The organism is Bradyrhizobium sp. 41S5, from assembly GCF_011516665.3.
GTDB classification, from domain to species: Bacteria; Pseudomonadota; Alphaproteobacteria; order Rhizobiales; family Xanthobacteraceae; genus Bradyrhizobium; species Bradyrhizobium quebecense.
In genome coordinates this window covers 8,332,475-8,355,511 of record NZ_CP083721.1, presented here as the reverse complement: position 1 = coordinate 8,355,511, position 23,037 = coordinate 8,332,475, and the positions used below count along the sequence as shown (strand labels likewise).

21 protein-coding genes are annotated in these 23,037 nt (G+C 64.7%); 11 read left to right on the top strand and 10 right to left on the bottom strand.

Translation table 11 applies throughout. The features are described from left to right. Positions 1-30: 30 nt before the first annotated feature. Positions 31-1,251 (bottom strand): ABC transporter substrate-binding protein, encoded by a 1,221-nt coding sequence (locus tag HAP47_RS40005; protein ID WP_173640048.1) that lies wholly within the window; start codon positions 1,249-1,251, stop codon positions 31-33. Between the two features lie 286 nt (positions 1,252-1,537). On the opposite strand from HAP47_RS40005, the gene HAP47_RS40000 reads away from it, so the two are divergent. Next, the gene (locus HAP47_RS40000) at positions 1,538-2,062 is read left to right on the top strand and encodes a methylated-DNA--[protein]-cysteine S-methyltransferase (protein WP_173640049.1); all 525 of its coding nucleotides are present in this window, start codon (positions 1,538-1,540) and stop codon (positions 2,060-2,062) included. Here the strand turns inward: HAP47_RS40000 and HAP47_RS41460 are convergent. From HAP47_RS41460 to HAP47_RS39985, 4 genes are all read right to left on the bottom strand, one after another. Beyond that, on the bottom strand, positions 2,059-2,193 hold the full coding sequence (locus HAP47_RS41460) for a hypothetical protein (RefSeq protein ID WP_256459761.1): 135 nt from the start codon (positions 2,191-2,193) through the stop codon (positions 2,059-2,061). The genes HAP47_RS40000 and HAP47_RS41460 overlap by 4 nt on opposite strands. A gap of 145 nt (positions 2,194-2,338) precedes the next feature. Beyond that, a complete protein-coding gene (locus HAP47_RS39995; RefSeq protein WP_173640050.1) occupies positions 2,339-3,442 on the bottom strand; it encodes an IS5 family transposase in 1,104 nt (367 codons plus the stop codon). A gap of 150 nt (positions 3,443-3,592) precedes the next feature. Then, entirely contained in the window at positions 3,593-6,385 is a 2,793-nt protein-coding gene (locus HAP47_RS39990) for a [protein-PII] uridylyltransferase (RefSeq protein WP_173640051.1), read from the bottom strand. A 33-nt stretch (positions 6,386-6,418) separates the two neighbouring features. Next, on the bottom strand, positions 6,419-6,652 hold the full coding sequence (locus tag HAP47_RS39985; RefSeq protein WP_173640052.1) for a hypothetical protein: 234 nt from the start codon (positions 6,650-6,652) through the stop codon (positions 6,419-6,421). A gap of 164 nt (positions 6,653-6,816) precedes the next feature. Between HAP47_RS39985 and HAP47_RS39980 the strand changes: the two genes are divergently transcribed. Together HAP47_RS39980 and HAP47_RS39975 are read left to right on the top strand one after the other, a co-directional pair. Further along, complete coding sequence (locus HAP47_RS39980) at positions 6,817-7,326, top strand: OsmC family protein (RefSeq protein WP_173640053.1); 510 nt, start codon at positions 6,817-6,819, stop codon at positions 7,324-7,326. 129 nt (positions 7,327-7,455) lie between these two features. Beyond that, positions 7,456-8,256: a hypothetical protein gene (locus HAP47_RS39975; protein ID WP_173640054.1), complete on the top strand. Its 801-nt coding sequence runs from the start codon at positions 7,456-7,458 to the stop codon at positions 8,254-8,256. A gap of 150 nt (positions 8,257-8,406) precedes the next feature. Here the strand turns inward: HAP47_RS39975 and mutS are convergent, their stop codons facing one another. Beyond that, positions 8,407-11,136 (bottom strand): DNA mismatch repair protein MutS, encoded by a 2,730-nt coding sequence (gene mutS / locus HAP47_RS39970; RefSeq protein WP_173640055.1) that lies wholly within the window; start codon positions 11,134-11,136, stop codon positions 8,407-8,409. A gap of 214 nt (positions 11,137-11,350) precedes the next feature. On the opposite strand from mutS, the gene pcaF reads away from it, so the two are divergent. The 8 genes from pcaF to HAP47_RS39930 all read left to right on the top strand — a co-directional run bounded on the left by pcaF (position 11,351) and on the right by HAP47_RS39930 (position 18,076). Further along, a complete protein-coding gene (gene pcaF / locus HAP47_RS39965; RefSeq protein ID WP_173640056.1) occupies positions 11,351-12,559 on the top strand; it encodes a 3-oxoadipyl-CoA thiolase in 1,209 nt (402 codons plus the stop codon). A gap of 105 nt (positions 12,560-12,664) precedes the next feature. Beyond that, a complete protein-coding gene (gene pcaH, locus HAP47_RS39960) occupies positions 12,665-13,366 on the top strand; it encodes a protocatechuate 3,4-dioxygenase subunit beta (RefSeq protein WP_173640057.1) in 702 nt (233 codons plus the stop codon). Between the two features lies 1 nt (position 13,367). Further along, positions 13,368-13,970 (top strand): protocatechuate 3,4-dioxygenase subunit alpha, encoded by a 603-nt coding sequence (gene pcaG / locus HAP47_RS39955; protein ID WP_173640058.1) that lies wholly within the window; start codon positions 13,368-13,370, stop codon positions 13,968-13,970. Positions 13,971-14,055: 85 nt separating this feature from the next. Beyond that, positions 14,056-14,998, top strand: a protein-coding gene (locus HAP47_RS39950; protein WP_173640059.1) for an IS630 family transposase whose coding sequence is annotated in 2 segments (ribosomal slippage) — positions 14,056-14,391 and positions 14,393-14,998 — 942 coding nt in all. Because the reading frame shifts where the segments join, the coding sequence is not laid out codon by codon here. 221 nt (positions 14,999-15,219) lie between these two features. After that, positions 15,220-15,543, top strand: coding sequence for an ArsR/SmtB family transcription factor (locus tag HAP47_RS39945; RefSeq protein WP_173640060.1), 324 nt, complete (start codon positions 15,220-15,222; stop codon positions 15,541-15,543). A gap of 10 nt (positions 15,544-15,553) precedes the next feature. Beyond that, a complete protein-coding gene (locus tag HAP47_RS39940) occupies positions 15,554-16,018 on the top strand; it encodes an SRPBCC domain-containing protein (RefSeq protein WP_173640061.1) in 465 nt (154 codons plus the stop codon). Positions 16,019-16,039: 21 nt separating this feature from the next. After that, the gene (locus HAP47_RS39935) at positions 16,040-16,891 is read left to right on the top strand and encodes a shikimate dehydrogenase (protein WP_173640062.1); all 852 of its coding nucleotides are present in this window, start codon (positions 16,040-16,042) and stop codon (positions 16,889-16,891) included. A 15-nt stretch (positions 16,892-16,906) separates the two neighbouring features. Beyond that, positions 16,907-18,076 carry a Gfo/Idh/MocA family protein gene (locus tag HAP47_RS39930; protein WP_173640063.1) on the top strand — a complete coding sequence of 390 codons (1,170 nt, stop codon included), beginning with the start codon at positions 16,907-16,909 and terminating at the stop codon, positions 18,074-18,076. A gap of 190 nt (positions 18,077-18,266) precedes the next feature. On the opposite strand, the gene HAP47_RS39925 is transcribed toward HAP47_RS39930, so the two are convergent. From HAP47_RS39925 to HAP47_RS39910, 4 genes are all read right to left on the bottom strand, one after another. Then, positions 18,267-19,577: an ABC transporter substrate-binding protein gene (locus HAP47_RS39925; protein WP_173640064.1), complete on the bottom strand. Its 1,311-nt coding sequence runs from the start codon at positions 19,575-19,577 to the stop codon at positions 18,267-18,269. Between the two features lie 243 nt (positions 19,578-19,820). Beyond that, positions 19,821-21,377 (bottom strand): MDR family MFS transporter, encoded by a 1,557-nt coding sequence (locus HAP47_RS39920; RefSeq protein ID WP_173640065.1) that lies wholly within the window; start codon positions 21,375-21,377, stop codon positions 19,821-19,823. Positions 21,378-21,383: 6 nt separating this feature from the next. Next, the gene (locus tag HAP47_RS39915; RefSeq protein WP_173640066.1) at positions 21,384-22,559 is read right to left on the bottom strand and encodes an HlyD family secretion protein; all 1,176 of its coding nucleotides are present in this window, start codon (positions 22,557-22,559) and stop codon (positions 21,384-21,386) included. Further along, entirely contained in the window at positions 22,552-23,034 is a 483-nt protein-coding gene (locus HAP47_RS39910) for a MarR family winged helix-turn-helix transcriptional regulator (RefSeq protein WP_173640067.1), read from the bottom strand. Before HAP47_RS39910 ends, HAP47_RS39915 begins: the two co-directional genes overlap by 8 nt. Between the last annotated feature and the right edge of the window lie 3 nt (positions 23,035-23,037).

Below are 23,037 nucleotides of genomic sequence, written 5' to 3'. Positions count from 1 at the left end.
CGGCTTTCGTGGCCGGAGATGGCTGCGAGCCTAACCCGCCGGCCCGGTGTCCTCGATGATCGGGCCGAACAGCTCCCAGCGCTCGCCGTTGAACTTCATCATCTGCATCTGCTTGTTGATGCGGTAGTCGTTCGGTCCCGTCGTGATCGACATGCCGGGCAGCGCAAGGCTCGGCACGAACTTCTTCAGGCTGGTCACCTGCTTCATCAGGTTCTCGCGGGTGAGGTCGTCGCCGCACTGCTTGAGCACCTGGATCAGGAGCTCGGCCGTCGAATAGCCGTAGGTGTTGACGGTGTTGAGCTTGTCGCCCTCCGGGTAATACTTGTCCATGAAGGCGAAATAGGCCTTCACGCCGGGATCGTCCTTCCACTGCGGATCGGCCGGGTCCTTGCCGTAATTGGTCGAGATGATGCCCTTGGAAATGTCGAGGCCGGCCGGTTTCAGCGTTGCCGACACCGGGCTCGCATTGATGTCGAGGATGTGCACCGGGTGCCAGTCAAGGTCCGCGACCTTGCGGATCGCTTGAGCGGCGAATTTCGGCGTCGACGCGTTATAGAGCAGGTCGACGCCGGCGGCCTTCAGCTTGACGATCTGGGAATCGACGGTCGGGTCGGTCAGCTCATAGGACACCTCGGCGACGATCATGCTCGCGGCCTTGTCGCCGAGCCCGCTCTTCAGGCCGGTGATGTAGTCGCGGCCGAGATCGTCGTTCTGGTAGAAGATGCCGATCTTGGCGTTCGGGTGATTGGCCAGGATATATTTTGCGTAGATGCGTCCCTCGGACTGGTAGTTCGGGTTGAAGGCGATCGTCCAGGGCGCGTTCTGCGGATCGGAGAAGCGCGACGCGCCGGTGGAGGCGAGCAGCTGCGGCACCTTCTTGGCATTCAGGTATTTCTGCACGGCGGCATTTGAGGGCGTGCCGATGATCTGGAAGGTGAACAGCACCTCGTCACCTTCGACGAGCTTGCGCACCTGCTCGACCGCTTTCGGCGGCGAATAGGCGTCGTCATACTGGATCAGGTTCAGCTTGCGGCCGTTGATGCCGCCCTGATCGTTGATCATCTTGATGTAGGCCGCCTGGGTCTTGCCGATGCCTGCATAGGCGGATGCGGGGCCCGAGAACGGCACGGTCTGGCCGATCTTGATCTCGGTGTCGGTCGCGCCGATGTCGTATTTCTTCTGTGCGGTGGCCGATGTAACCGACAACGCGATGGCAAGCGCTGTCGCAGCGAGCAATTGCACGCTCCTCATGTCCGTGACCTCCCATGTTGCCGGTGATCTTGTCCGCAAGGCTCAAACCCGCGGATGTCACCGTTATCAGGGATGATGGAGGAACGGCGGACGCATTGCAAGGCGATGCCCCTGCGCGCGATGTCGCGTCAGGCGAGCCAGAGCAGGATCAGCGCCAGTGCGGCAGGCGCCGCCTGCACATATCGCGGTCCCCCTCACCGGAATTCGGGTGGACGCTGGCACGCGCACGGTGAATTGTATGCCGAACGACCTGTTTCGAGAGCAATGACGTTCCAGAGTGACTGATATGGCCGACCGTAAGACCGCACAGACGTTCAACCTCGACCGCCTCGAGACGCCGATCGGCACCGCGCTGCTGGTGACCGATGACGATGGCGTGCTGCGTGCGCTCGACTGGGACGACTATGAGGGGCGAATGCTCGACCTGCTGCGGCTGCACTGTGGCGCCGTGACGCTGCGGGACGGCCGCGCACCGGCGGCGATGCGCAAGGCGCTCGGCGATTACTTCAACGGCGATCTCGATCGCCTGACCGATGTCAAATGGCGTGTCGCCGGCACGCCGTTCCAGCAGAAGGTCTGGCACGCGTTGCCGGAGATTCCGCCGGGCACCACCATGAGCTACGGCGCGCTGGCGGCAAGACTGAAAGTGCCGAACGCGATGCGCGCGGTCGGCCACGCCAACGGCTCCAACCCGATCAGCGTCGTCGTGCCCTGCCACCGCCTGATCGGCGCCAACGGTTCGCTGGTCAAATATGGCGGCGGACTGGAGCGCAAGCGCTGGCTGCTGCGACATGAGGGCGTGGAGGTCTAGCAGGCTGTTGAAGAAATGTCGGAACGACGTGCGATGAATGGGATGTCGTCGCCGTTGACGAGGCAGATTTCACCTTCGAGCGATCGGTTATCCTGCAGTTCGGCCCAGCCATCACCGCCGGCTGGCTCCATTTCGTCGTTTCCTTCCCAACTGAACTGGACGGCATCGCTGTCGCAAGGAGCCGTGGATGGAGCCCGTGAGGCAATCGAAGGCGAATTCGCCGCCGATCTCGTGCGTGGCCCGGGGTCTCGACGACGCGCCATCGACCCCGGATGCTCATGCCGGCGCCGTCAGAAGCTTGGGCAGGCGAATGAGGTTATAAGCTGCCAGCGTAAGTGTGAAGGCGGCGTCCACACGCGCACGGCCGCGCAGCTTGATTTTGGCGAGACCGGCGGAACTCTTGATCCAGCCGAATACTTCTTCGATGCGTTTGCGGCAGCGCTGGCTGATGTCATAGCCGGCGTGACGCGTGGTGCGGGCGTCGACCGCCGTCTTGCGTGGCTTGCCGGTCTTGCTCAGATGTCCGTCGATCGCGATATGCGGAGTGACTGACCGCTCTCTCAGGTCGCACACGAACTGGGTGACATCGTAGGCTTTGTCCGCTCCGAGAGTAATCCGCTTCGCGGATCCACGCCCGTCGATCATAGCGAGCGCGGCCTCCCGTTCGGCTGTGCCAGTCGCTTGGCTCACCCCGCCTAAAATCGCCAAACCGTTGCGATTCTCCATCAACGCATGGCCCATGTAGCAGAGCTTGGCCGGCTGGCCGTCGCCCTTCCTGTAGAGCCGGGCCTCGGGATCGGTCGTACTCTCATGGGTCTCGTTGGATCGCTTCTCCTTGTGGAAGCTACGCTCGGCATTGCGTCCCGGACCGTCATGGTCCTTGTCGCTGCCGCCCTTCCTCCGGAAGCTTTTGATCGAAGCCCAGGCTTCAATCAGCGTGCCGTCCACTGAGAAGTGATCGCTTGACAGCAAACGCTTCACCTTCGGCTGCGCCAAAAGCGCGTTTAAGAACTTGGCCGCAATCTCGCCTTCAAGCAGCCGATCCCGGTTCTTCGAGAAGGTTGAATGGTCCCAAACCGCATCGTCGACCCCAAGTCCGACAAACCAGCGGAACAGAAGATCGAACTCCATTCGTTCCATCAGATGCCGCTCCGAGCGAACCCCATAGAACGCCTGCAGCAGCATCGCCCGAAGCAACTTCTCTGGCGCAATCGAGGGCCGGCCGAAGTCCGTATAGAGCTTGCCGAACTCGCCTGACAGATCGCCCAGCGCAGCATTCGCCAGCTCCCTGATCACCCGTAGCGGGTGGTCGGCGCGAACCCGAGCCTCCAGGTCAATATAACTGAATAGCGCGCCAGACCGCTCGTCGCTTCCCCGCATCGCAATCCCCCGCCACGCCCAGATCCTAGGGAATCACGATCTAAACCGCTTCGCCAGCGACTTCTTCAACAGCCTGCTAGCCGAACCTTCCTCGTCATTCCCCGGCGCCCAATTGCGCACCAGGGAATCACGAGCGGAGAAAGCCAGCGTTCAAGCCGCCGGCTTTGCCGCCTGGTCCTCGGTCGACAACAGATGCAGCAGCGCGCTCTTGATCGCGGCCTGCCGGGTCGGCGCGGTGATCTGGGCGCCGAGCAGGTCGGTGACATAGAACACGTCGCGGGCGCGCTCGCCGAAGGTCGCGACGTGCGCGGAAGCGATGTTGAGGTTGAGCTTCGAGATCGCGGTGGTGAGCTGATAGAGCAGGCCGGGCCGGTCGAGGCCGGAGACCTCGATCACGGTGTAGCGGTCGGACCACTGGTTGTTGATGGTCACTTCGGGCTCGACGACGAATGGCCGCGCCTTGCTGCGCACCGCGCGCTTCGCCACCGCCTCGGGCAGCCTGAGCTTGCCTTCCAGCACCTGTTCGATCATCTCGCCGATCCGCGTCGCGCGGCGGCCTTCGTCATCGTCGCGATCGTATTCGCGCGAGATCGAGATGGTGTCGAGCGCGCGGCCGTCGGTCGTGGTGTAGATCTGCGCGTCGACGATGTTGGCGCCGGCGGAGGCGCAGGCGCCCGCGATGATCGACAGCAGCCAGGGATGGTCGGTCGCCAGAATCGTAAGCTCGGTGACGGCACGGACCTCGTCGAAGCCGACATTGATCGCGAGCTTGTGGCCGGCCTGCTCGCTGGCGCGGATGAAGCGCGCCTGGCGGATCTTGCGTTGCAGCTCGACCTTGAGCCAGTACGCCGGGTAGTGCCGGCCGATATAGGCGTTGAGCTCGACCTCCGGCCATTCGGTAAAGGCGCGGCGGAACTCGGCCTGCGCCACCGCGATGCGCTGGGCGCGGTTGACCTCCGAGAAGCCGCCGGTCAGTACCGGCTCGGTCTCGTAATACAGCGTGCGCAGGAGCTGCGCCTTCCAGCCGTTCCAGACGCCCGGGCCGACGCCGCGGATGTCGGCGGTGGTCAGGATCGTGAGCAGCTTCATCTGCTCGACCGACTGCACCACGGCGGCGAAATTTTCGATCGTCTTGCGGTCCGACAGATCGCGCGATTGCGCCACCGTCGACATCGTCAGATGTTCCTCGATCAGCCATGCCACCAGCTCGGTATCGGCCGCGGAGAAGCCGAGCCGCGGGCAGAGCCGCCGCGCCACCTTGGCGCCTGCGATCGAGTGATCTTCCGGCCGGCCCTTGGCGATGTCGTGCAGCAGGGTTGCGATATAGATCACCGGCCGGTGCTCGGGACGAATCTTCCGGAACAGGTCGCTGGCGACCGTGAACTCCTCATTGCCGCCGCGCTCGATGTCCTGCAGGAAGCCGATGCAGCGGAGCAGATGCTCGTCCACCGTATAGTGGTGGTACATGTTGAACTGCATCATCGACACGATCTTGCCGAAGGCGCGGATGAAATGGCCGAGCACGCCGGTCTCGTTCATCCGCCGCAGCACGGTCTCCGCATCGTTCGAGGTCAGGATCTCCATGAACAGGCGGTTGGCTTCCTCGTTGTCGCGGAGCTGGGTGTTGATCAGCTTCAGCGAGCGCGTCACCGTGCGCATCGCATCGGGATGGAAGGCGAGGTTGTTCTGCTGCGCGAGGCGGAAGATCCGGATCAGGTTGACCGGATCGTGCTTGAACACATCAGGGGCGGCGAGGTTGATGCGGTTGTTGTCGACGATGAAGTCGTCGCTGCCGGCCACCCGCCGCCGCTTGGTTCCGGGCCGCAGCCGCGCCACCATCCGGCTCAGCACCGGCGCCGGCTTGTTGTGCTCCTCCTCGAGCCTGGCGCACAGGATCGCGGTGAGATCGCCGACGTCTTTCGCGATCAGGAAGTAGTGCTTCATGAAGCGCTCGACGTCCTGCATGCCGGGATGCGAGGTGTAGCCGAGGCGGACCGCGATCTCGCGCTGCATGTCGAACGACAGCCGCTCCTCGGCGCGTCCGGCGAAGAAGTGCAAATTGCAGCGCACCGACCACAGGAAGTCGGCGCAGCGGCGGAAGGTGCGGTACTCCTGCGCGTCGAACACGCCGCGCTCCAGCAGCTCGTCGGTCTCGCGCACGCGGTAGACGTATTTCGCGATCCAGAACAGAGTATGCAGGTCGCGCAGGCCGCCCTTGCCGTCCTTGACGTTGGGCTCGACCAGATAGCGCGACTGGCCGGCGCGGCGATGCCGCTCCTCGCGCTCGGCGAGCTTGGCGGTGACGAATTCCGCCGCGGTGCCCTGCACCACTTCCTTGTCGAAGCGTTCGACCAGCTCGTCATAGAGCGGCTGATCGCCGGTCAGGAAGCGGGTCTCCAGGATCGCGGTGCGGATCGTCATGTCGCCGCGCGCCTGGCGGATCGATTCATCGACCGAGCGCGTGGCGTGGCCGACCTTCAGCCCCATGTCCCAGAGACAATAGAGGATGGCTTCGGCGACCTGCTCGCCCCAGGCGGTCTGCTTGTAGGGCAGGATGAACAACAGATCGATGTCGGATTCCGGCGCCATCAGCCCGCGGCCATAGCCGCCGGTCGCGACCACGGCCATGCGCTCGGCGCCCGAGGGGATCGGCGAGTGATAGAGATGCCGGGTCGCCGCCGCGTAGAGGATGCGGATGATCTCGTCCTGCACGAAGCAGAGCCGTTCGGCGCAGCGGCGACCGTGACGGTCCTTCAGCAGCAGCGCCTGTGCCGTGGCGCGCGCTGCGATCAGCTCGGACTTGAGCAGTTGCGCCATCGCGGCGCGGAACTGGTCCTCGCGGCCGGCATGTTGCTCGGCGAGTGCATTGACCGCCGCGGTGATCCGCTCGGTCTCGAAACGATCATCCGCTTCAGGGCGGACTTCGGCTGCGACGCTGTCCATACGTTCATCCGATATCGGACGGAGCCATTGCTGTCACTGACCAAAGTATATTGACAGCAGCTCCATGCTCTCGTGGCGGCGCTTCGCGCAAGACCACTCCCGCGCCATCTGGTGAAGGGTAGAGATTTTCCCGATGATCGCAAGTCTAACTCCTTGAACTAAATGATTGTTTCTTGGTTCGCGCGAGCCGATCTGCCGATACAGAAATTTCCCGGCGCGCTTGGAGCTCAACGACGGCATCATCGCTGTGCAGTCGGCCAGCTTCAACAAAGGCGCTCGAATTCCTCGACGCCGGTGTGATCGATCTCGGCTCGACCGGACCGCTTGCGCGATCTCACCGCTAAATCCAGCGCCGGCGAGGCGATGTGGTGGTGACATCGGCTCATTAAGGCCTTACATCGGCATGAAGAAGAACAGCCGGGAGCAGATCCATGGACTCCGCCGAACTCCGCGCAATGCAGGCTCCGATCAAGGAACGTTACAAGGCCGACCCCGAGGCCGCCGTGATCACGCTGAAGGCCAAGGGCACGATCGACAGCGAAAGCCTTTCCTGCAAGGTCGAAACCGGCCGCGCGCTCGCGGTCGCCGGCCTGCATCCTGCCACCGGCGGCTCCGGGCTCGAGCTCTGCTCCGGCGACATGCTGCTGGAGGCGCTGGTCGCCTGCGCCGGCGTTACGCTGAAATCGGTCGCGACCGCCGTCGAGGTGCCGCTGAAGGTCGGCAATGTGTTCGCCGAGGGCGATCTCGATTTCCGCGGCACGCTCGGCGTCGACAAGGAGGCTCCGGTCGGCTTCCGCGAGATCCGCCTGCGCTTCGACGTCGGCACCGACGCGCCGCAGCACAAGCTCGATCTGCTGCTGAAGCTCACCGAGCGCTATTGCGTGGTCTATCAGACCATCAAGAACGGCCCGAAAGTGTCGGTGACGATGCAGCGGGTCTAGCGCGTCGCCCCGGCGAAAGCCGGGGCCCATACGCCGTGCTCTCTCGATTCGATCTCCGCTGTTCGACGGCTTTCGTACCCAACGAATAGTCGTGGTTATGGGTCCCGGCCTGCGCCGGGACGACACGTGATGTCCCCCGAACTCCACTTCGTCCTGCTCCTCGTGCTGCGCATGGCGGTTGCCGCTGCCTTCGTGGTCAGCGCGTCCATCATCACGGAACGTTCGGGGCCGGTGATCGGCGCACTGATCGCAACCCTGCCGATCTCGGCCGGGCCGTCCTACACCTTCCTCGCGCTCGACCATGACGCCGCCTTCGTCGCGGAAGGCGCGCTGTCGAGCCTGCCGGTCAATGCGGCGACGATCTTCATGGGCCTCACCTATGCCGTGCTGGCGCAGCGCCGCAGCATGTGGATCAGCGCGGGAAGCGCGATCGCATTGTGGCTCGTGCTCGGCACCATCATACGTCAGTTCGCGTGGACGCTCGCCGGCGGGCTGATCCTCAATGCCATTGCGTTTGCGATCTGCATCCCGCTGCTGAGGCCCTATCGGCACGTCGCGAAGATGCCGCTGATCGCGCGGCGCTGGTACGACATCCCGCTGCGCGCTGCGCTGGTCGCAAGCCTGGTCGGCACGGTCGTCACTGCGTCGACCTGGGTCGGTCCGCGTGTCACCGGCGTGATCGCGCTGTTTCCGATCGTGTTCTCCTCGATGATGCTGATCCTGCATCCGCGGATCGGTGGCCCGGCGACCGCCGCCGTGCTCGCCAACAGCGCGTGGGGCCTGCTCGGCTTCGGTCTTGGCATCGCCGTGCTGCACGTCGCGGTGCTGCAATTCGGCTCGCCCATCGGCCTCTGCTGCGCACTTGCCACCTGCATTGTCTGGAATCTGTCGCTGTGGCAGATCGGGCGGAGGAAGAGCGGGAAGGCTTAAACCTCCCCTTGAAAAGGGGAGGTCGCTTTGCTCGTCAGAGCAAAGCGGGTGGGGATCTGCTCTCTCGGCAAACAGCGTCGTCTGCGGCTGGACCCCATCCCGACCTTCCCCCTTTCAGGAGGAAGGAGAAGGGTGATCCGGGCTACGCGGCTACTGCTTCGGCAATTTCGCCCTTAACGCATACAGCGCATCCAGCGCCTCGCGCGGCGACATTTCGTCGGGATGCAGCGCCTTCACCGCCTCGATCAGCAGATCGGCCTCGCTCGGCGGCTTGTCCTCACTTGCTGCGCGGGAGGGCACGGCGAACAGCGGCAGGTCGTCGACCAGAGCGCGTGCAGCCTGGCCGCGGTCCTGGGCCTCGAGTTTCGCTAGCACTGATTTGGCGCGGGTGATCACGGCGGGCGGCAGGCCGGCGAGTTTTGCGACCTGGATGCCGTAGGAGCGGTCGGCGGAGCCCGGCAGCACCTCGTGCAGGAACACGACGTCACCCTGCCACTCCTTGACCCGCACCGTGGCGTTGAACATCCGCGGCAGTTTCGCCGAGAGCGCCGTTAGCTCGTGATAATGCGTCGCAAACAGCGTGCGGCAGCGGTTGCTTTCGTGCAGGTGCTCGATCGCGGCCCAGGCGATCGACAGGCCGTCGAAGGTCGCTGTTCCCCGGCCGATCTCGTCGAGAATCACCAGCGACCGCTCGCTCGCCTGGTTCAGGATCACAGCGGTCTCGACCATCTCGACCATGAAGGTCGAGCGTCCCCGCGCCAGATCGTCGGCGGCGCCGACGCGCGAGAACAGCCGGTCGACGATGCCGAGCCGCGCGCGGGACGCCGGCACGTAAGAGCCGATCTGCGCCAAGAGCGCGATCAGTGCGTTCTGGCGCAGGAAGGTCGACTTGCCGGCCATGTTCGGGCCGGTGATCAGCCAGAGCTGGCCGGATTTTTGTCCGGGCGCCGGAGAGAGATCACAGGCATTGGCAATGAAGGGCTGGCCGTCGCGCTTCAGCGCCTGCTCGACCACCGGATGCCGGCCGCCCTCGATCGCAAAGCCGAGCGAGCCGTCGACGTCGGGCCGCACGTAATTGTCGTCGATCGCAAGCTTCGCCAGCGAGGTTGCGACGTCGAGCATCGCAAAGGCATGCGCGGCGTTGCGCAGATCGTCGCTGGCGGCGAGCGCCAGCGCGCTCAGCCGCTCGAAGATCTCGAGCTCGAGATTGAGCGCGCGCTCGCCGGCATTGGCGATCTTGGCTTCGGTCTCGCCGAGTTCCGCCGTGGTGAAACGAACCTGCCCGGCCAGCGTCTGGCGATGGATGAAGGTCGCATTGAGGGGTGGTGCAAACAGCTTGTCGCCGTGCTGCGCGGTCACCTCGACGAAATAGCCCAGCACATTGTTGTGCCGGATCTTCAGCGTCTTGATGCCGGTGTCCTCGGCATAGCGGGCCTGCATCGCGGCGACGACGAGGCGCGACGCATCGCGCAAATTCCGGCTCTCGTCGAGCGCGGCCTCATAGCCGTCGCGGACGAAGCCGCCGTCGCGCTTGATCAGCGGCAATTGCTCGGAGAGTGCGCGGGAGAATTCCTGCGCCAGATCGCGCGAGGGACGTTGCAGCGCAGCCATCACCGAGGATACCTCGGCCGGGGGACTAGCGAGCTGCGCCAGCAACTCCAGCGCCTGGTCGGCGGCCAGGATGCCGTCGCGCAGGCTGGCGAGATCGCGCGGGCCGCCGCGGCCGACCGAGAGCCGCGCCAACGCGCGCGACATGTCGGGTGCCGCGCGCAACACGGTTCTGACGTCCTCGCGCGCCGCGGAATCCGCGACGAAGGCGGAGACGGCATCGAGCCGCCGCGCGATCACGGCAACATCGGTCAGCGGCGCGGCAAGGCGCTGCGCCAAAAGGCGCGAGCCGGCCGCGGTGACGGTGCAGTCGATCGCATCGAGCAGCGAGCCGCGGCGCTCGCCGGCCAGCGTGCGCGTCAGTTCGAGGTTGGCGCGGGTCGCCGGGTCGATCGCCATCGTGGTGCCGGCGGCCTCGCGCGCCGGCGGCGACAGCGGCGGACGTTTGCCGACCTGGGTGCGGTCGATATAGGTGACGGCCGCGGCGGCGGCGGTCGCCTCCAGCCGCGACATCGCGGAGAGGCCGTCCATGGTCGCGACCGCGAAATAGTCGCACAGCCGCCGCTCGGCGGTGGCGCTGTCGAACACGTCGCGGGTCAGCGGCGTCACCGACGGCAGCTCGCGCAAGGTCGGCGCAAGCTCGTTGTCGCTGTAGAGCGCGTCCGTGACGATCGCCTCGTTCGGGTTGATGCGCGCCAGCGTTGCCGCAAGCTCTGCGGTCGAACACTCCGTCACCATGAATTCGGAGGTCGAGATGTCGATCCAGGCAAGGCCAAGGCGATCAGCGCCGGCCGAACCGCGGGCGCGCGCGATCGCGATCAGGTAATTGTTGGTGCGGGCGTCGAGCAGCGTGTCTTCGGTCAGCGTGCCCGGCGTCACCAGCCGCACGACGCCGCGGCGGACCACGCTCTTGTTGCCGCGGGCTTTTGCCTCCGCGGGATTTTCCGTCTGCTCGCACACCGCGACGCGGTGGCCGGCGCCGATCAGGCGATGCAGATAATCCTCGGAGCGTTCGACCGGAACGCCGCACATCGGGATGTCCATGCCCTGATGCTTGCCGCGCTTGGTCAGCACGATGCCGAGCGTCTTCGAGGCGATCTCGGCGTCCTCGAAGAACAGCTCGTAGAAATCGCCCATCCGGTAGAACAGCAACAGGCCGGGATGGGCCGCCTTGATCTCCAGATACTGTTCCATCATCGGCGTGACGCGCGACGGCGCCTCGGCGGCGGGAGTTGGCTCGGGCGGAACGGGGATGGGCTGCTGAATGGTCATGAGGGAGCGGAAACTACAAAATTTCGTCGCGCGGTCCTATCCAAGAGGATGGGGTTTTCCACCCTCTCCACGGCTCGAAATATGACGAGGCCTCACGGGAATGCGCTGATGCCACGCAGCCACGTCAATTGACCTGCCGCGGGCACGCTCCTAAAACTCACCTCAAGTTCCAGCCGATCCAGCGCCTAAGTCGCGGCATTCAGGGAGAGATTCAATGCGTGATGTCTATATTTGCGATGCCGTCCGGACTCCAATTGGCCGTTTCGGCGGCTCGCTCGCCAAGGTGCGCGCCGACGATCTCGCGGCGGCCCCGATCAAGGCGCTGATGGCCAAGCACCCGACGCTCAATTGGAACGAGGTCGACGAGGTCTTTTTCGGCTGCGCCAACCAGGCCGGCGAGGACAACCGCAACGTCGCGCGCATGGCGCTGCTGCTCGCCGGCATGCCCGAGTCGGTTCCCGGCCAGACCCTGAACCGGCTTTGCGCCTCCGGTCTCGACGCGGTCGGTGCCGCGGGCCGCGCCATCCGCGCCGGCGAGATCGATTTCGCGATCGCGGGCGGCGTCGAATCGATGACGCGCGCGCCGTTCGTGATGGGCAAGGCCGCGGAAGCCTTCTCGCGCTCGTCCGAGATCTACGACACCACGATCGGCTGGCGCTTCATCAATCCCTTGATGAAGGCGCAGTACGGCGTCGATGCGATGCCGGAGACCGGCGAGAACGTCGCCGAGGAATTCCAGGTCTCGCGTGCCGATCAGGACGCGATGGCGATCCGATCGCAGCAGCGCGCGGGCGCGGCGATCGCATCCGGCTATTTCGCCGAGGAGATCGTGCCGATCCAGGTGCCCGGCGGCAAGGCCGGCCCGATCACCGTCGACAAGGACGAGCATCCGCGGCCGGAGACCACGCTCGAAGGTCTCGCCAAGCTGAAGCCGATCGTGCGCAATCCGGGCACGGTGACCGCGGGCAACGCGTCGGGCGTCAATGACGGTGCAGCGGCGATGATCCTGGCCTCGGAGGCCGCTGTGAAGAAGCACGGCCTGAACCCGCGCGCGAAGATCCTCGGCCTTGCCTCGGCCGCGGTGCCGCCGCGCATCATGGGCATAGGCCCGGTGCCGGCGACCAGGAAGCTGGTCGAGCGTCTCGGCATCAAGGTGTCGGACTTCGACCTGATCGAGCTCAACGAGGCCTTCGCCTCGCAGGGCATCGCCTGCCTGCGCCAGCTCGGCGTCAAGGAGGACGCCGATTTCGTCAATCCGCATGGCGGCGCGATCGCGCTCGGCCATCCGCTCGGCATGAGCGGCGCGCGGCTGGTGCTGACCGCCGTGCACGGCATGGAGAAGCGGGGCGGGAAGCTTGCCTTGGCAACTATGTGCGTCGGGGTCGGCCAAGGCGTCGCGGTCGCGATCGAAAAGCTGAATTAATCCAAATACTTGGAAGGGCTGAAAACAGCCCTTCTCCAATTTGGTTATGCACTGTAATGATCTGATGTGAGCCCACGGGGCGCGTGGGCCGCGGAGGAATTCGCCATGACCTTGTTGTATCCGCTGCAATCACTCGCGGCCCATCCGGCGCGGCTGTCGCCGGACTATCGCTCCACCATCAAGCGCTCGCCGCAAAAGCCGTTGATCCCGATGCGGCACACGCTCTCGGAATTGACCGGGCCGGTCTACGGCCACGAGACGGTGCGCGCGCACGACAACGATCTCACCATCCAGGCCAAGGGCGAGCCGCTCGGCGAGCGCATCATCGTGCATGGTCATGTGCGCGACGAGGACGGCCGCGGCGTGCCCAACACGCTGGTCGAGCTGTGGCAGGCCAATGCCTGCGGCCGCTACATCCACGTCGTCGACCAGCATCCGGCGCCGCTCGATCCGAACTTCACCGGCGCCGGCCGCACGCAATCCGATGCCGCCGGATACTACAAGTTCGTCACCATCAAGCCCGGCGCCTATCCCTGGGGCAATCACCACAATGCGTGGCGGCCTGCGCATATCCACTTCTCGGTGTTCGGGCATTCCTTCATTTCGCGGCTGGTGACGCAGATGTATTTCCCCGGCGATCCGCTGTTCCCGTTCGATCCGATCTTCAATTCGGTGACGGATGAGAAGGCGCGGGCGCGGATGATCTCGTCGTTCGATCTCGAGAACACCAAGCCGGAATGGGCGCTGTGCTACCGCTTCGATATCGTGCTGCGCGGGCGCAACGCCACGCCGATGGAGACCAAGTAACGTGTCGAACCAACGTCCTGATGGAATCACGCCTTCGCAGACCGTCGGTCCCTATTTCAAGTACGGCCTGACGCCGAACGGCGAATATGAGTGGAACGACGCCTTCAGCAACAATCTGCTAACGCCCGACGTATCTGGCGAGCGCATCCGCGTCGAAGGCACCGTCTATGATGGCGACGGCGCCGTGATCCCGGACTGCATGCTGGAGATCTGGCAGGCAGACAGCCAGGGCCGCTTCTCCGATCCGCAGGATGCACGCGCGCTGCCGAACTCCTCCTTCAAGGGGTTTGGCCGCTGTGGCACCGACAAGAGCGGGGGCTATGCGTTCGACACCATCAAGCCGGGCGTGGTGCCTGACGCCGACGGCAAGCCGCAGGCGCCCCACATCGTGCTCGCGGTGTTCGCGCGCGGCATGTTGCTGCATCTCTACACCCGGATCTACTTCGACGACGAAGCCGGCAACGCCGGCGATCCTGTGCTCGCATTGGTGCCGGCGGATCGCCGCGCTACGCTGATTGCGAAGCGCAAGGCCGGCGCGGGCAACACCTACACCTTCGACGTCCATCTGCAGGGCGACAACGAGACGGTGTTTTTCGACGTCTAGAGCATGTTGTTTTTTACCGGAATCGGGATTCCCAGAGGGGACAATTTCTGATTCAAACTCCATGCTGGAACGGGGGCCAGCATGGATGACGCGACCCTATTCGGAAGATCTTCGTGAACTCGCTCTGGCGCGGGCTGATGCTGGCGAGACGGTTCGTTCGATTGCAGAAGCGCTTCGGATCAGTCCTTCCTGTGTGACGAAGTGGAAGAATCTGCGGCGGGAGACCGGCGGCGTTTCTCCCGGCAAGATCGGCGGTCACAAGAAGCCGGTTCTGTCCGGCACCAATGCCGACTGGCTGCGCAAACGCATTCGCTCCGGCCCATTCACTTTGCGGAAGCTGACGCAGGAACTGGCTGCGCGCGGGATCAAGACCGACGTGCGGGCAGTGTGGACGTTCGTCCATGCCGAAGGGCTGAGCTTCAAAAAAAACGATCCTGCCGGCCGAACAAGATCGTCCCGATATCGCGCGTAAACGGACGCGCTGGAAGACCCATCAGGGCAGGATCGACGCTTCGCGCCTGGTCTTTATCGACGAGACCTGGATCAAAACCAACATGGCGCCGCTGCGAGGCTGGGGACCGAGTGGGCAACGCCTCCAGGCGTCTGCGCCTTTCGGCCATTGGAAGACCATGACCTTCATCGCGGCGCTGCGCCACGACCGGATCAGCGCGCCATGGGTCATCGACGGCCCCATCAATGGCGAACTCTTCACCCTCTATGTCGAGCAGGTGCTGGCGCCGACCCTCGCAAAGGGCGAACTCGTCATTCTCGACAATCTCGGCAGTCACAAGGGCAACGCGGCGCGCAACGCCATCCGCGCCACAGGAGCCCATCTGCTCTTCCTGCCGCCCTATAGCCCCGATCTCAATCCGATCGAACAGGTCTTCGCCAAGCTCAAACACCTGATGCGAGCCGCGCAGCCGCGTGATGTCGAAGCGACTTGGCGCAAGGTCGGCGAACTCCTCGACGTCTTCTCTAAGGAGGAGTGCGCCAACTATCTCAAAAATTCAGGGTACGTTTCCGTATAAACACATCATGCTCTAGCTCCTTGTTTGAGCATGATCTTATCGGAAAACCGCTTCGCACTTTTCCGGATCATGCTTTAGCCGCTGACCGCGCCGGCGGCGCGCAACTCCAGCATTGAAGGGACGACCCCAATCCGCTGCGCGCCCTCGCCGCAGCGGATTTCGCTTGACATGCGCGATTAGTTATATAACAGATCGGTTATATAAATGAGACGAGATCAAGCATGCCCAACCTCGACGCCGCCTTCTCCGCGCTCGCCGACCCGACCCGCCGGGCGATCCTGGCGCGCCTCGCCCTTGGCGAGGCGACGGTGATGGAACTGGTCGAGCCGTTCGAGATGACCCAGCCCGCGATCTCCCGCCATCTCAAGGTGCTCGAAGGCGCGGGCCTGATCGTGCGGCGCGTTGAAGGCACCAAGCGGCCGTGCCGGCTGGCGCCGACGGCGGTCGCCGAGATCGATCAATGGCTCGGCATGCTCAGGCGGGCGCTCGAAACCAATTACGACCGGCTGGACGGAGTGCTGGCCGCCATGAAGCCTGAGAAGTGAAGGGTATCCCATGAGCAAGTTGACGCTGACGACCGAAGGCGACCGCCATATCGTTGTCACCAGGCGCTTCGTCGCGCCACCTGAGGCGGTGTATCGCGCGCATACCGAGCCGGAGCTGCTGCAGAAGTGGCTGCTCGGTCCGGAAGGCTGGACTATGCCGGTCTGCGTCAGCGAACTCAGGCCCGGCGGCAAGATCCGTTACGAATGGACCGACGGCAAGGGCGGCGGCTTTCATCTGACCGGCGAATATCTCGCGCTCGAACCGTTCAGCCGCATCGTGCATGTCGAGCGCATGCATCTGCCGGACCCGACGCCGGACAATCATGTCGAGACGCGGTTTGCGCCCGACGGTGGCGGCACCGTGATGACCATGCGCATGACGCTGCCGGATGCCGAGACGCGCGCGGCGATGCTCGCGACCGGCATGGAGCACGGCATGGAAGACAGCTATGCTCGGCTCGACCGCATGAGCTGAGTGCGACTGACGTGAGGGATAATGCGCGACCGTTTCCTGACCGGCCTGATCGGGTATCCGATCGCGCATTCGGCGGCGCCTGCGATGCACGAGCAGGCCGCTGCAGTGCTCGGCGTTCGCTGCCACTACCAGCTCGTCGAGGTGAAGGGCGCCGGGCGCGACGAGCTGCGTGCGATGCTCGAGGGCGTCAGGCGGCTCGGCTTTGCCGGCGTGAACGTCACCTTTCCCCACAAGGAGGCGGTCGTCGATCTGCTCGATGACCTCGCGCCGGACGCGCGCGCGATCGGCGCGGTCAACACCATCGTCGTCGATGGCGTGCGTCTGGTCGGGCACAATACCGATGCGACCGGCTTTGCGCGTGCGATCGAACCGCTGCTTGCGTCAGCGCCGCGCGGCCCGATTGCGCTGATCGGTGCCGGCGGCGTCGGCAAGGCGATCGCCTTCGCGCTGGTCGGCCTCGGCGTTGCCGGGATCAGGATCTTCGACGCCGATGCCGCCAAGGCCGCGCAGCTTGCGGCCCAGTTGCGGGATCGCCACGCGGTCCACGCCGCCAGCGTCGCGATCGCGGCGGACGGCGCCGCCGGTCTCGTCAATGCAACGCCGGTCGGCATGCTGCCGAGCCGCGACACGCCGGTGCCGGACGCGCTGCTGCATTCCTCGATGTGGGTCGCCGACGCGGTCTACACGCCGCTCTGGACGCCGCTGCTGACCGCGGCCAAAGCCAGGGGCGCAAACGTCCTGACCGGACGGGACCTGGCGATCAACGCCTCCGCCGACGCATTCAAGCTGTTCACGGGATTGACGCCGTCGCATGCGGCGATGGCAAATGCGTTCGACGCCGTGATGGCTGCACGCTACTCTGCGCCCGCCTGAAGGGCGGAGACATCAATGACAAAAATCAGGATCGGCCTGGCCGGCTGCGGCTTCGTGTCGGAGCTGCACATCGTTGCGTATCGACGCGTCTACGGCGTCAATGTCGAGGTGAGGGCGGTCGCGGCGCGCGGCGATCATGTGGTCGAATTCGCGCGCAAGCACGGAATCCCCAACGCCTATCGCAGCTTCGCCGAGTTGGTCGCCGACCGTGATATCGACGTCATCGACATCTGCACGCCGCCCAACCTGCACGCCGCGATGATCGTCGCCGCGATGCAGGCCGGCAAGCACGTGATCTGCGAGAAGCCGTTCAGCGGCTATTTCGGCCGCGACGGCGACACGGCGCCGATCGGCAGGCACGTCCCGAAGGCGCTGATGTACCAGCGGGTGATGGAGGAGATGGAGCAGACCCGCACCGCGATCGAGCGCAGCGGAAAACTCTTCATGTATGCCGAGGACTGGATCTACGCACCCGCGGTGACCAAGACTGCGGAGATCATCCGCGCGACGCGCGACAAGATCCTGTTCATGAAGGGCGAGGAGAGCCATTCCGGCTCGCATGCCGCGCACGCCGCAGAATGGGCGATGACCGGCGGCGGCTCGCTGATCCGGATGGGCTGCCATCCGCTGTCGGCCGTGCTCTATCTCAAGCAGGTCGAGGCACGCGCACGCGGCGAGACCATCACGGTTGCGAGCGTCACCTGCGATGTCGGCAACGTCACCGCCGGTCTCAAGCCCGAGGAGCGCGGCTACATCAAGGCCAATCCGGTCGACGTCGAGGATTGGGGCACGCTGACCGCGACCTTCTCCGACGGCACCAAGGCGACGGTGTTTTCCGGCGACATGATCATGGGCGGTGTGCGCAATCTGATCGAGACCTACACGTCAGGCGGTTCGCTGTTTGCCAACATCACGCCGAACACGCATCTTGTGAGCTACCAGACCTCGGAGGAGAAGCTCGCCTCCGTCTACATCACCGAGAAGGTCGATCGCAAAACCGGCTGGCAATATGTCTGCCTCGAGGAGGAGTGGACCCGCGGCTATCTGCAGGAGATCCAGGACTTCATGGAGTGCATCGCCACCGGCCGCGCACCGCTCGCCGACCTCGCGCTGGCGTATGAGACCACGAAGGTGAACTACGCCGGCTATTGGGCGGCGGATGAGGGCAGGCGGGTGGTGTTTTGAGGTGCGTTTGCAGCCGCGTCGGAACTGCGTTCCCTCGCCCCGCTCTTGCGGGAAGGGGGGTGAGGGGCTCTGTCCGCGAGTATTGCAAACTGATGGACCTGTACCCCCTCACCCGGATTGCATCTGACGATGCAATCCGACCTCGCCCCGCAAGCGGGGCGAGGCAAGAAGGCTGAGCTCGCGCCGTTGACTACGCCCCGTACACCGAGCCCTTCGGCAGCGGGAATACCGGATCCTGCGTCCTGATGTTGGTCGGCCACACCACGGTGATGCGCTCGCCGGCGTTCTGCATCACGACCGGTGTCGAGCGCTCGTTCTGGCCGGACATCGGCGTGCCCGGCGGATAGAATTTCACGCCATAGCCCTGGATGGTACCGCCCGGCGGGATGTCGACATCGAGCGCGGCCTTGCGGATCGCCTCGGGATCGAAGCCGCCATATTTCTCCTTGGCGACCGGCAGCACATTGTTGAGCAGCACCCAGGTCTGGTTGAAGCCCATCGAGCAGTGCGGCGGCACTTCGGTGGCGCTGGTCTTCTCGCGATACCGCGCGACCATCACCTTGGTGAGATCGCCGACCCCCGGCGCCAGCTTGGCGGGATCGAGCAGCTGCGCCGGCACCGGGTCGATGTTGCAGAAATTGTCGATGTCGGCGCCGAACGTCGCGCGCAGCTTGTCGAGCTGGCTGTAGCCGGCGCCGGCGCCGAACAGCATCTTGAATTTCAGTCCGCTCTCGCGCGCCTGGCGCAGGAACAGCGTGATGTCGGGGTTGTAGCCGGCATGCGAGATGATGTCGGCCTTGGCGCGCTTCAATTTGGTCACCAGCACCGAGAGATCGGGCGCGGAAGCCGAATAGCCTTCCTTGAGCACGACCTGCAGCCCGGCCTCCTTCGCGAACATCTCGTCGGCGGCGGCAACGCCGACGCCGTAGGGACCGTCCTCATGGATCAGCGCGACCTTGACGTCCTTCGGCTCCATGCCGAGCCTGGCCTTGGCGTGCTCGGCGAGGAAGCCGCCGAAGGCCTGGCCGTACTGGTCGGAATGGATCTGCGCGCGGAACACGTATTGCAGGTTCTTGTCCTTGAACACGGCGGTCGAGACCGCGGTCGTGATCCAGAGGATCCGCTTCTGCTGCTCGACCTTGGCGGCGAGCGGCACTGCGTGCGAGCTCGCGAACACGCCGTTGAGGATGTCGACCTTCTCCTGGTCGATCAGGCGATTGGCCTCGTTGATCGCGACATCGGGCTTGCTCTGGGAATCGACGTTGACCGGGGCGATCTTGTACTTGCCGCCGACGCCACCCTTCTCATTGACGAGATCGATCGCGATCTGGGTGCCGATCGAGGAGGCGACCGAGCCGCCGGCGGCAAACGGGCCGGTCAGGTCGTAGATCACGCCGATCCGGACCGTTTCGGCCTGCGCTTGCGCGCGTGTCCAATCGAAGCTGAAAGCAGCGGCGGCAGCCGCTGAAGTCTTCAGCAGCGTCCTGCGTGAAGTCGGCATCGCGTCCTCCCCTGAAGCCGTCATTGCTGTGACGGTATTGCTTGTTTTCTGGCGAGTATTGGGAGGCGACCCCGGAAAGTCAACGCGCTTGCGGCCGCGGCGTCTTGCGCTTTCGGAGGGGGCGCGCAATCAACTTTCACCCCGTCATCCCCGCGCAAAGGCTTCGCCTTTGTCGCTGGAGACGCGCGCAAGAGTTCGCTCCTCAGGATGACGGGTCCTATGGTCGGCCTGCTTGGTAGCAACCTACTCCATCACCGCGGCATGATCCGGCGGCGCCGACTGCGCGCGCAGCGTGGCCTTGGTCGAGCCGATCATCAGCGCGAGCGGGATCGAGACCAGGATGAACAGCATCACCAGCTGGTAGTCGTGCGAGAATGCGATGATCTGCGACTGCGCGGCCACCATCCTGTCGGCCATCGCGCGGCCGGCATCGGTGTTGAGATTGATCATGCCGGCGACGTCGGGCATCTGCAGCGCGTGGTTGAACGGATTGATCTGCTCGGACAGCTTTGCGTAGATCCGCCGCCCGCCCTCGGTGAGCTGTGCGATCACGATCGAGATGCCCACCGAGCTCGCGACGTTGCGGAACAACGTCAACATCGAGGTGCCGTCGGTACGCAGCTGGTTGGGCAGCGTCAGGAACGCCACCGTCGACAGCGGCACGAACACGAGGCCGAAGCCAAAGCCCTGGATCACGCTGACGACGATGATCTCGCTCGCCTGCGTCATGTCGGTCCAGCCGGTCATCTGGAACAGCGACGCCGCGGTCAGTGCCAGGCCGGAGACGATCAGCGTGCGCGCCTCGATGTAGCGCATCAGGCGGCCGACCAGCATCATCGCGACGAAGGTGCCGGCGCCGCGGGTCGCCAGCAACAGGCCGGCGGTGATGATCGGATAGCCGACCACGTTCTGCAGATACGGCGAGGACAGCGCCATGGTCGAATACAGCACGAGGCCCATCACCGTCATGAACACGACACCGCCCAGGAAATTGCGGTCCTTGAAGATCGCGAACTGGATGAACGGCTTGTCGGTGGTCAGCGAATGGGCGAAGAAGAAGTAGGCGCCGACCGCCGCCACAATGAACTCGATCATGATCTCGTTGGATTCCAGCCAGCCGAGCTGCTCGCCGCGGTCGAGTGCGAGCTGCAGCGCGCCGATTGCGACCGCGAGCGCGCCGAAGCCGAACCAGTCGAAGCGCAGGTTGAGGTCCTGCCTGGTCTCGTCCATGAACACCGCGAGGCCGAGCACGGTGAAGGCGCCGAACGGCAGATTGACGAAGAACACCCAGTGCCACGAATAGGTCTCTGTCAGCCAGGCACCGAGCGAGGGGCCCATGATCGGACCCATCATCACGCCCATGCCCCAGATCGACATCGCCTTGGCGCGCTCATGCAGCGCGTAGGAATCGAGCATCACCGCCTGCGACAGCGGCACCAGCGCCGCGCCGAACACGCCCTGCAACAGGCGGAACAGCACCATCTGGTTGATGTTCTGCGCCAGGCCGCAGAACACCGAGGCGACGGTGAAGCCGGCCGAGCAGATGATGAAGATGCGCTTGCGGCCGAAGCGGTTGGCGATCCAGCCCACCGGCGCGGTCATGATCGCGGCCGCGACGATGTAGGAGGTCAGCACCCAGTTGATCTGGTCCTGCGAGGCCGACAGCGAGCCCTGCATATAGGGCAGCGCAACGTTGGCGATCGTGGTGTCGAGCGCCTGCATGATCGTCGCGGTCATCGCGCAGATCGTCACCATATTCCGGCGCATGCCGGGCACGGCGGATGGTGACGGTGCATTCATCGCGTCTTAGTCCTGGTGGTCCGGGTGCGCTGAGGCCGATCGCAGCCCGAGCAGGCCTGCCAGCGTGCGGCGGTGGTTGGTGTCGATCGTCGCGTAGACGCTCATGCCGGCCTTCAGCTTCTTCACGAACGGGTCGTTCTCGTCGAAGTAGATCCGCACCGGCACCCGCTGCACCACCTTGACGAAGTTGCCGGTGGCGTTCTGCGGCGGCAGGATCGCGAACTGCGCGCCGGTGCCGGGCGACAGCGAGCCGATCTTGCCCTTGAATTCGTGGTTCGGGAACGCATCGACGTCGAGCGTCACCGGCTGGCCGACCGCGACATAGGTGAAGTCGCTTTCCTTCGGGTTGGCGTCGACCCAGGGATGGTCGACGTCGATCACCGAGAACACCGGCGCGCCTGCGGCGACGAAGCGGCCGAGCTGGATCTGGTCGACCTGGGTCGCCACACCGTCCATCGGCGCGCGCAGCACGGTGTGATCGAGATTGCGCTGGGCGTCGTCGAGCTTGGCCTTGGCCTGGGCGTAGGGCGGGAATCGCTCGATCGGCAAATCGACATCGCCGAGCAGCTGCGTCTTGGCGTTGGAGATCTGTTGCCTGATGTATTGCGCCAGGCTCTCGGCCGTGACCTGCGCATTCGCCGCGTTGTCGAGGTCGAGCTGCGAGCCGAAATTCTGCTTGGCGAGCGTCGATTTGCGATCGACGTCCTTCTTCTTCAATTCGATGCTCTGCTGGGCGAATTCCAGCATCCTGGTGTTGATCTTGATGTTCTCGACCAGATTGTCATAGGTGGTCCTGGTCTGGTCGAGCGCCGCCTTGGCCTGGTCGACCGCGAGGCGGAACGGCACCGGGTCGATCTCGAACAGCTCGTCGCCCTTCCTGACGTGCTGGCCTTCCTTCACGACGATCTTGTCGATCTTGCCGGAGATTTCCGGCGTGATCAGCACCTTCTGCGCGCCGACATAGGCGTCGTCGGTGCCGACATAGCGGCCGCCATTGAGATAGAACACGCCACCGCCGATCACCGCCACGATCGGCAGCACGACGAGCAGCAGCACCCGGCGATAGCGCCGCAGGCCCGCCATCAGGCGGCGGCGCGGCGCACGGCTCGCCTTGCCCGACGGCGCCGATACACCCGGATTGCTCTTCTGTTCAGGGGCCAGCTTGAGGACGGGTTCAGCCATAGCGTTGTTCCTTTCGGGGGGGCTCGCCGGCTGGGTTTTGGATGGCATTGCGAACGTTTTCCTTGATCGATTCCAATTGAGTGAGCAGGCGGTGCGCGTCAGCCGGGCTGATGCCCTCGAGCGCGGTCGCGGTGAGCTCGGAGCGCAGGCCGGCCAGCTTCCCGAGCAGCGGGCGCGCGGCCTTCTTCAGATAGAGGCGGTTGACGCGGCGGTCGTTCTCGTCGCTGCGGCGCTCGATCCAGTCATTGTCGCAGAGCTTGTCGATCAGCCGCGTCAGCGTGATCGGCTGCATCTCGAGCAGCTCGGCGAGCTCGGTCTGCTTCAGCCCTTCCTGGCGTTCCACCTTCGACAGCACGGCCCATTGCGCACGCGTGATGCCGTAGCGCGCGGCTTCCTTGTCGGCATAGACGCGGATCAGCCGGAACAATTCTCCGAGCGTAAACATGAAGTTCGCGTCCACGGAACCGCGCATCAATCC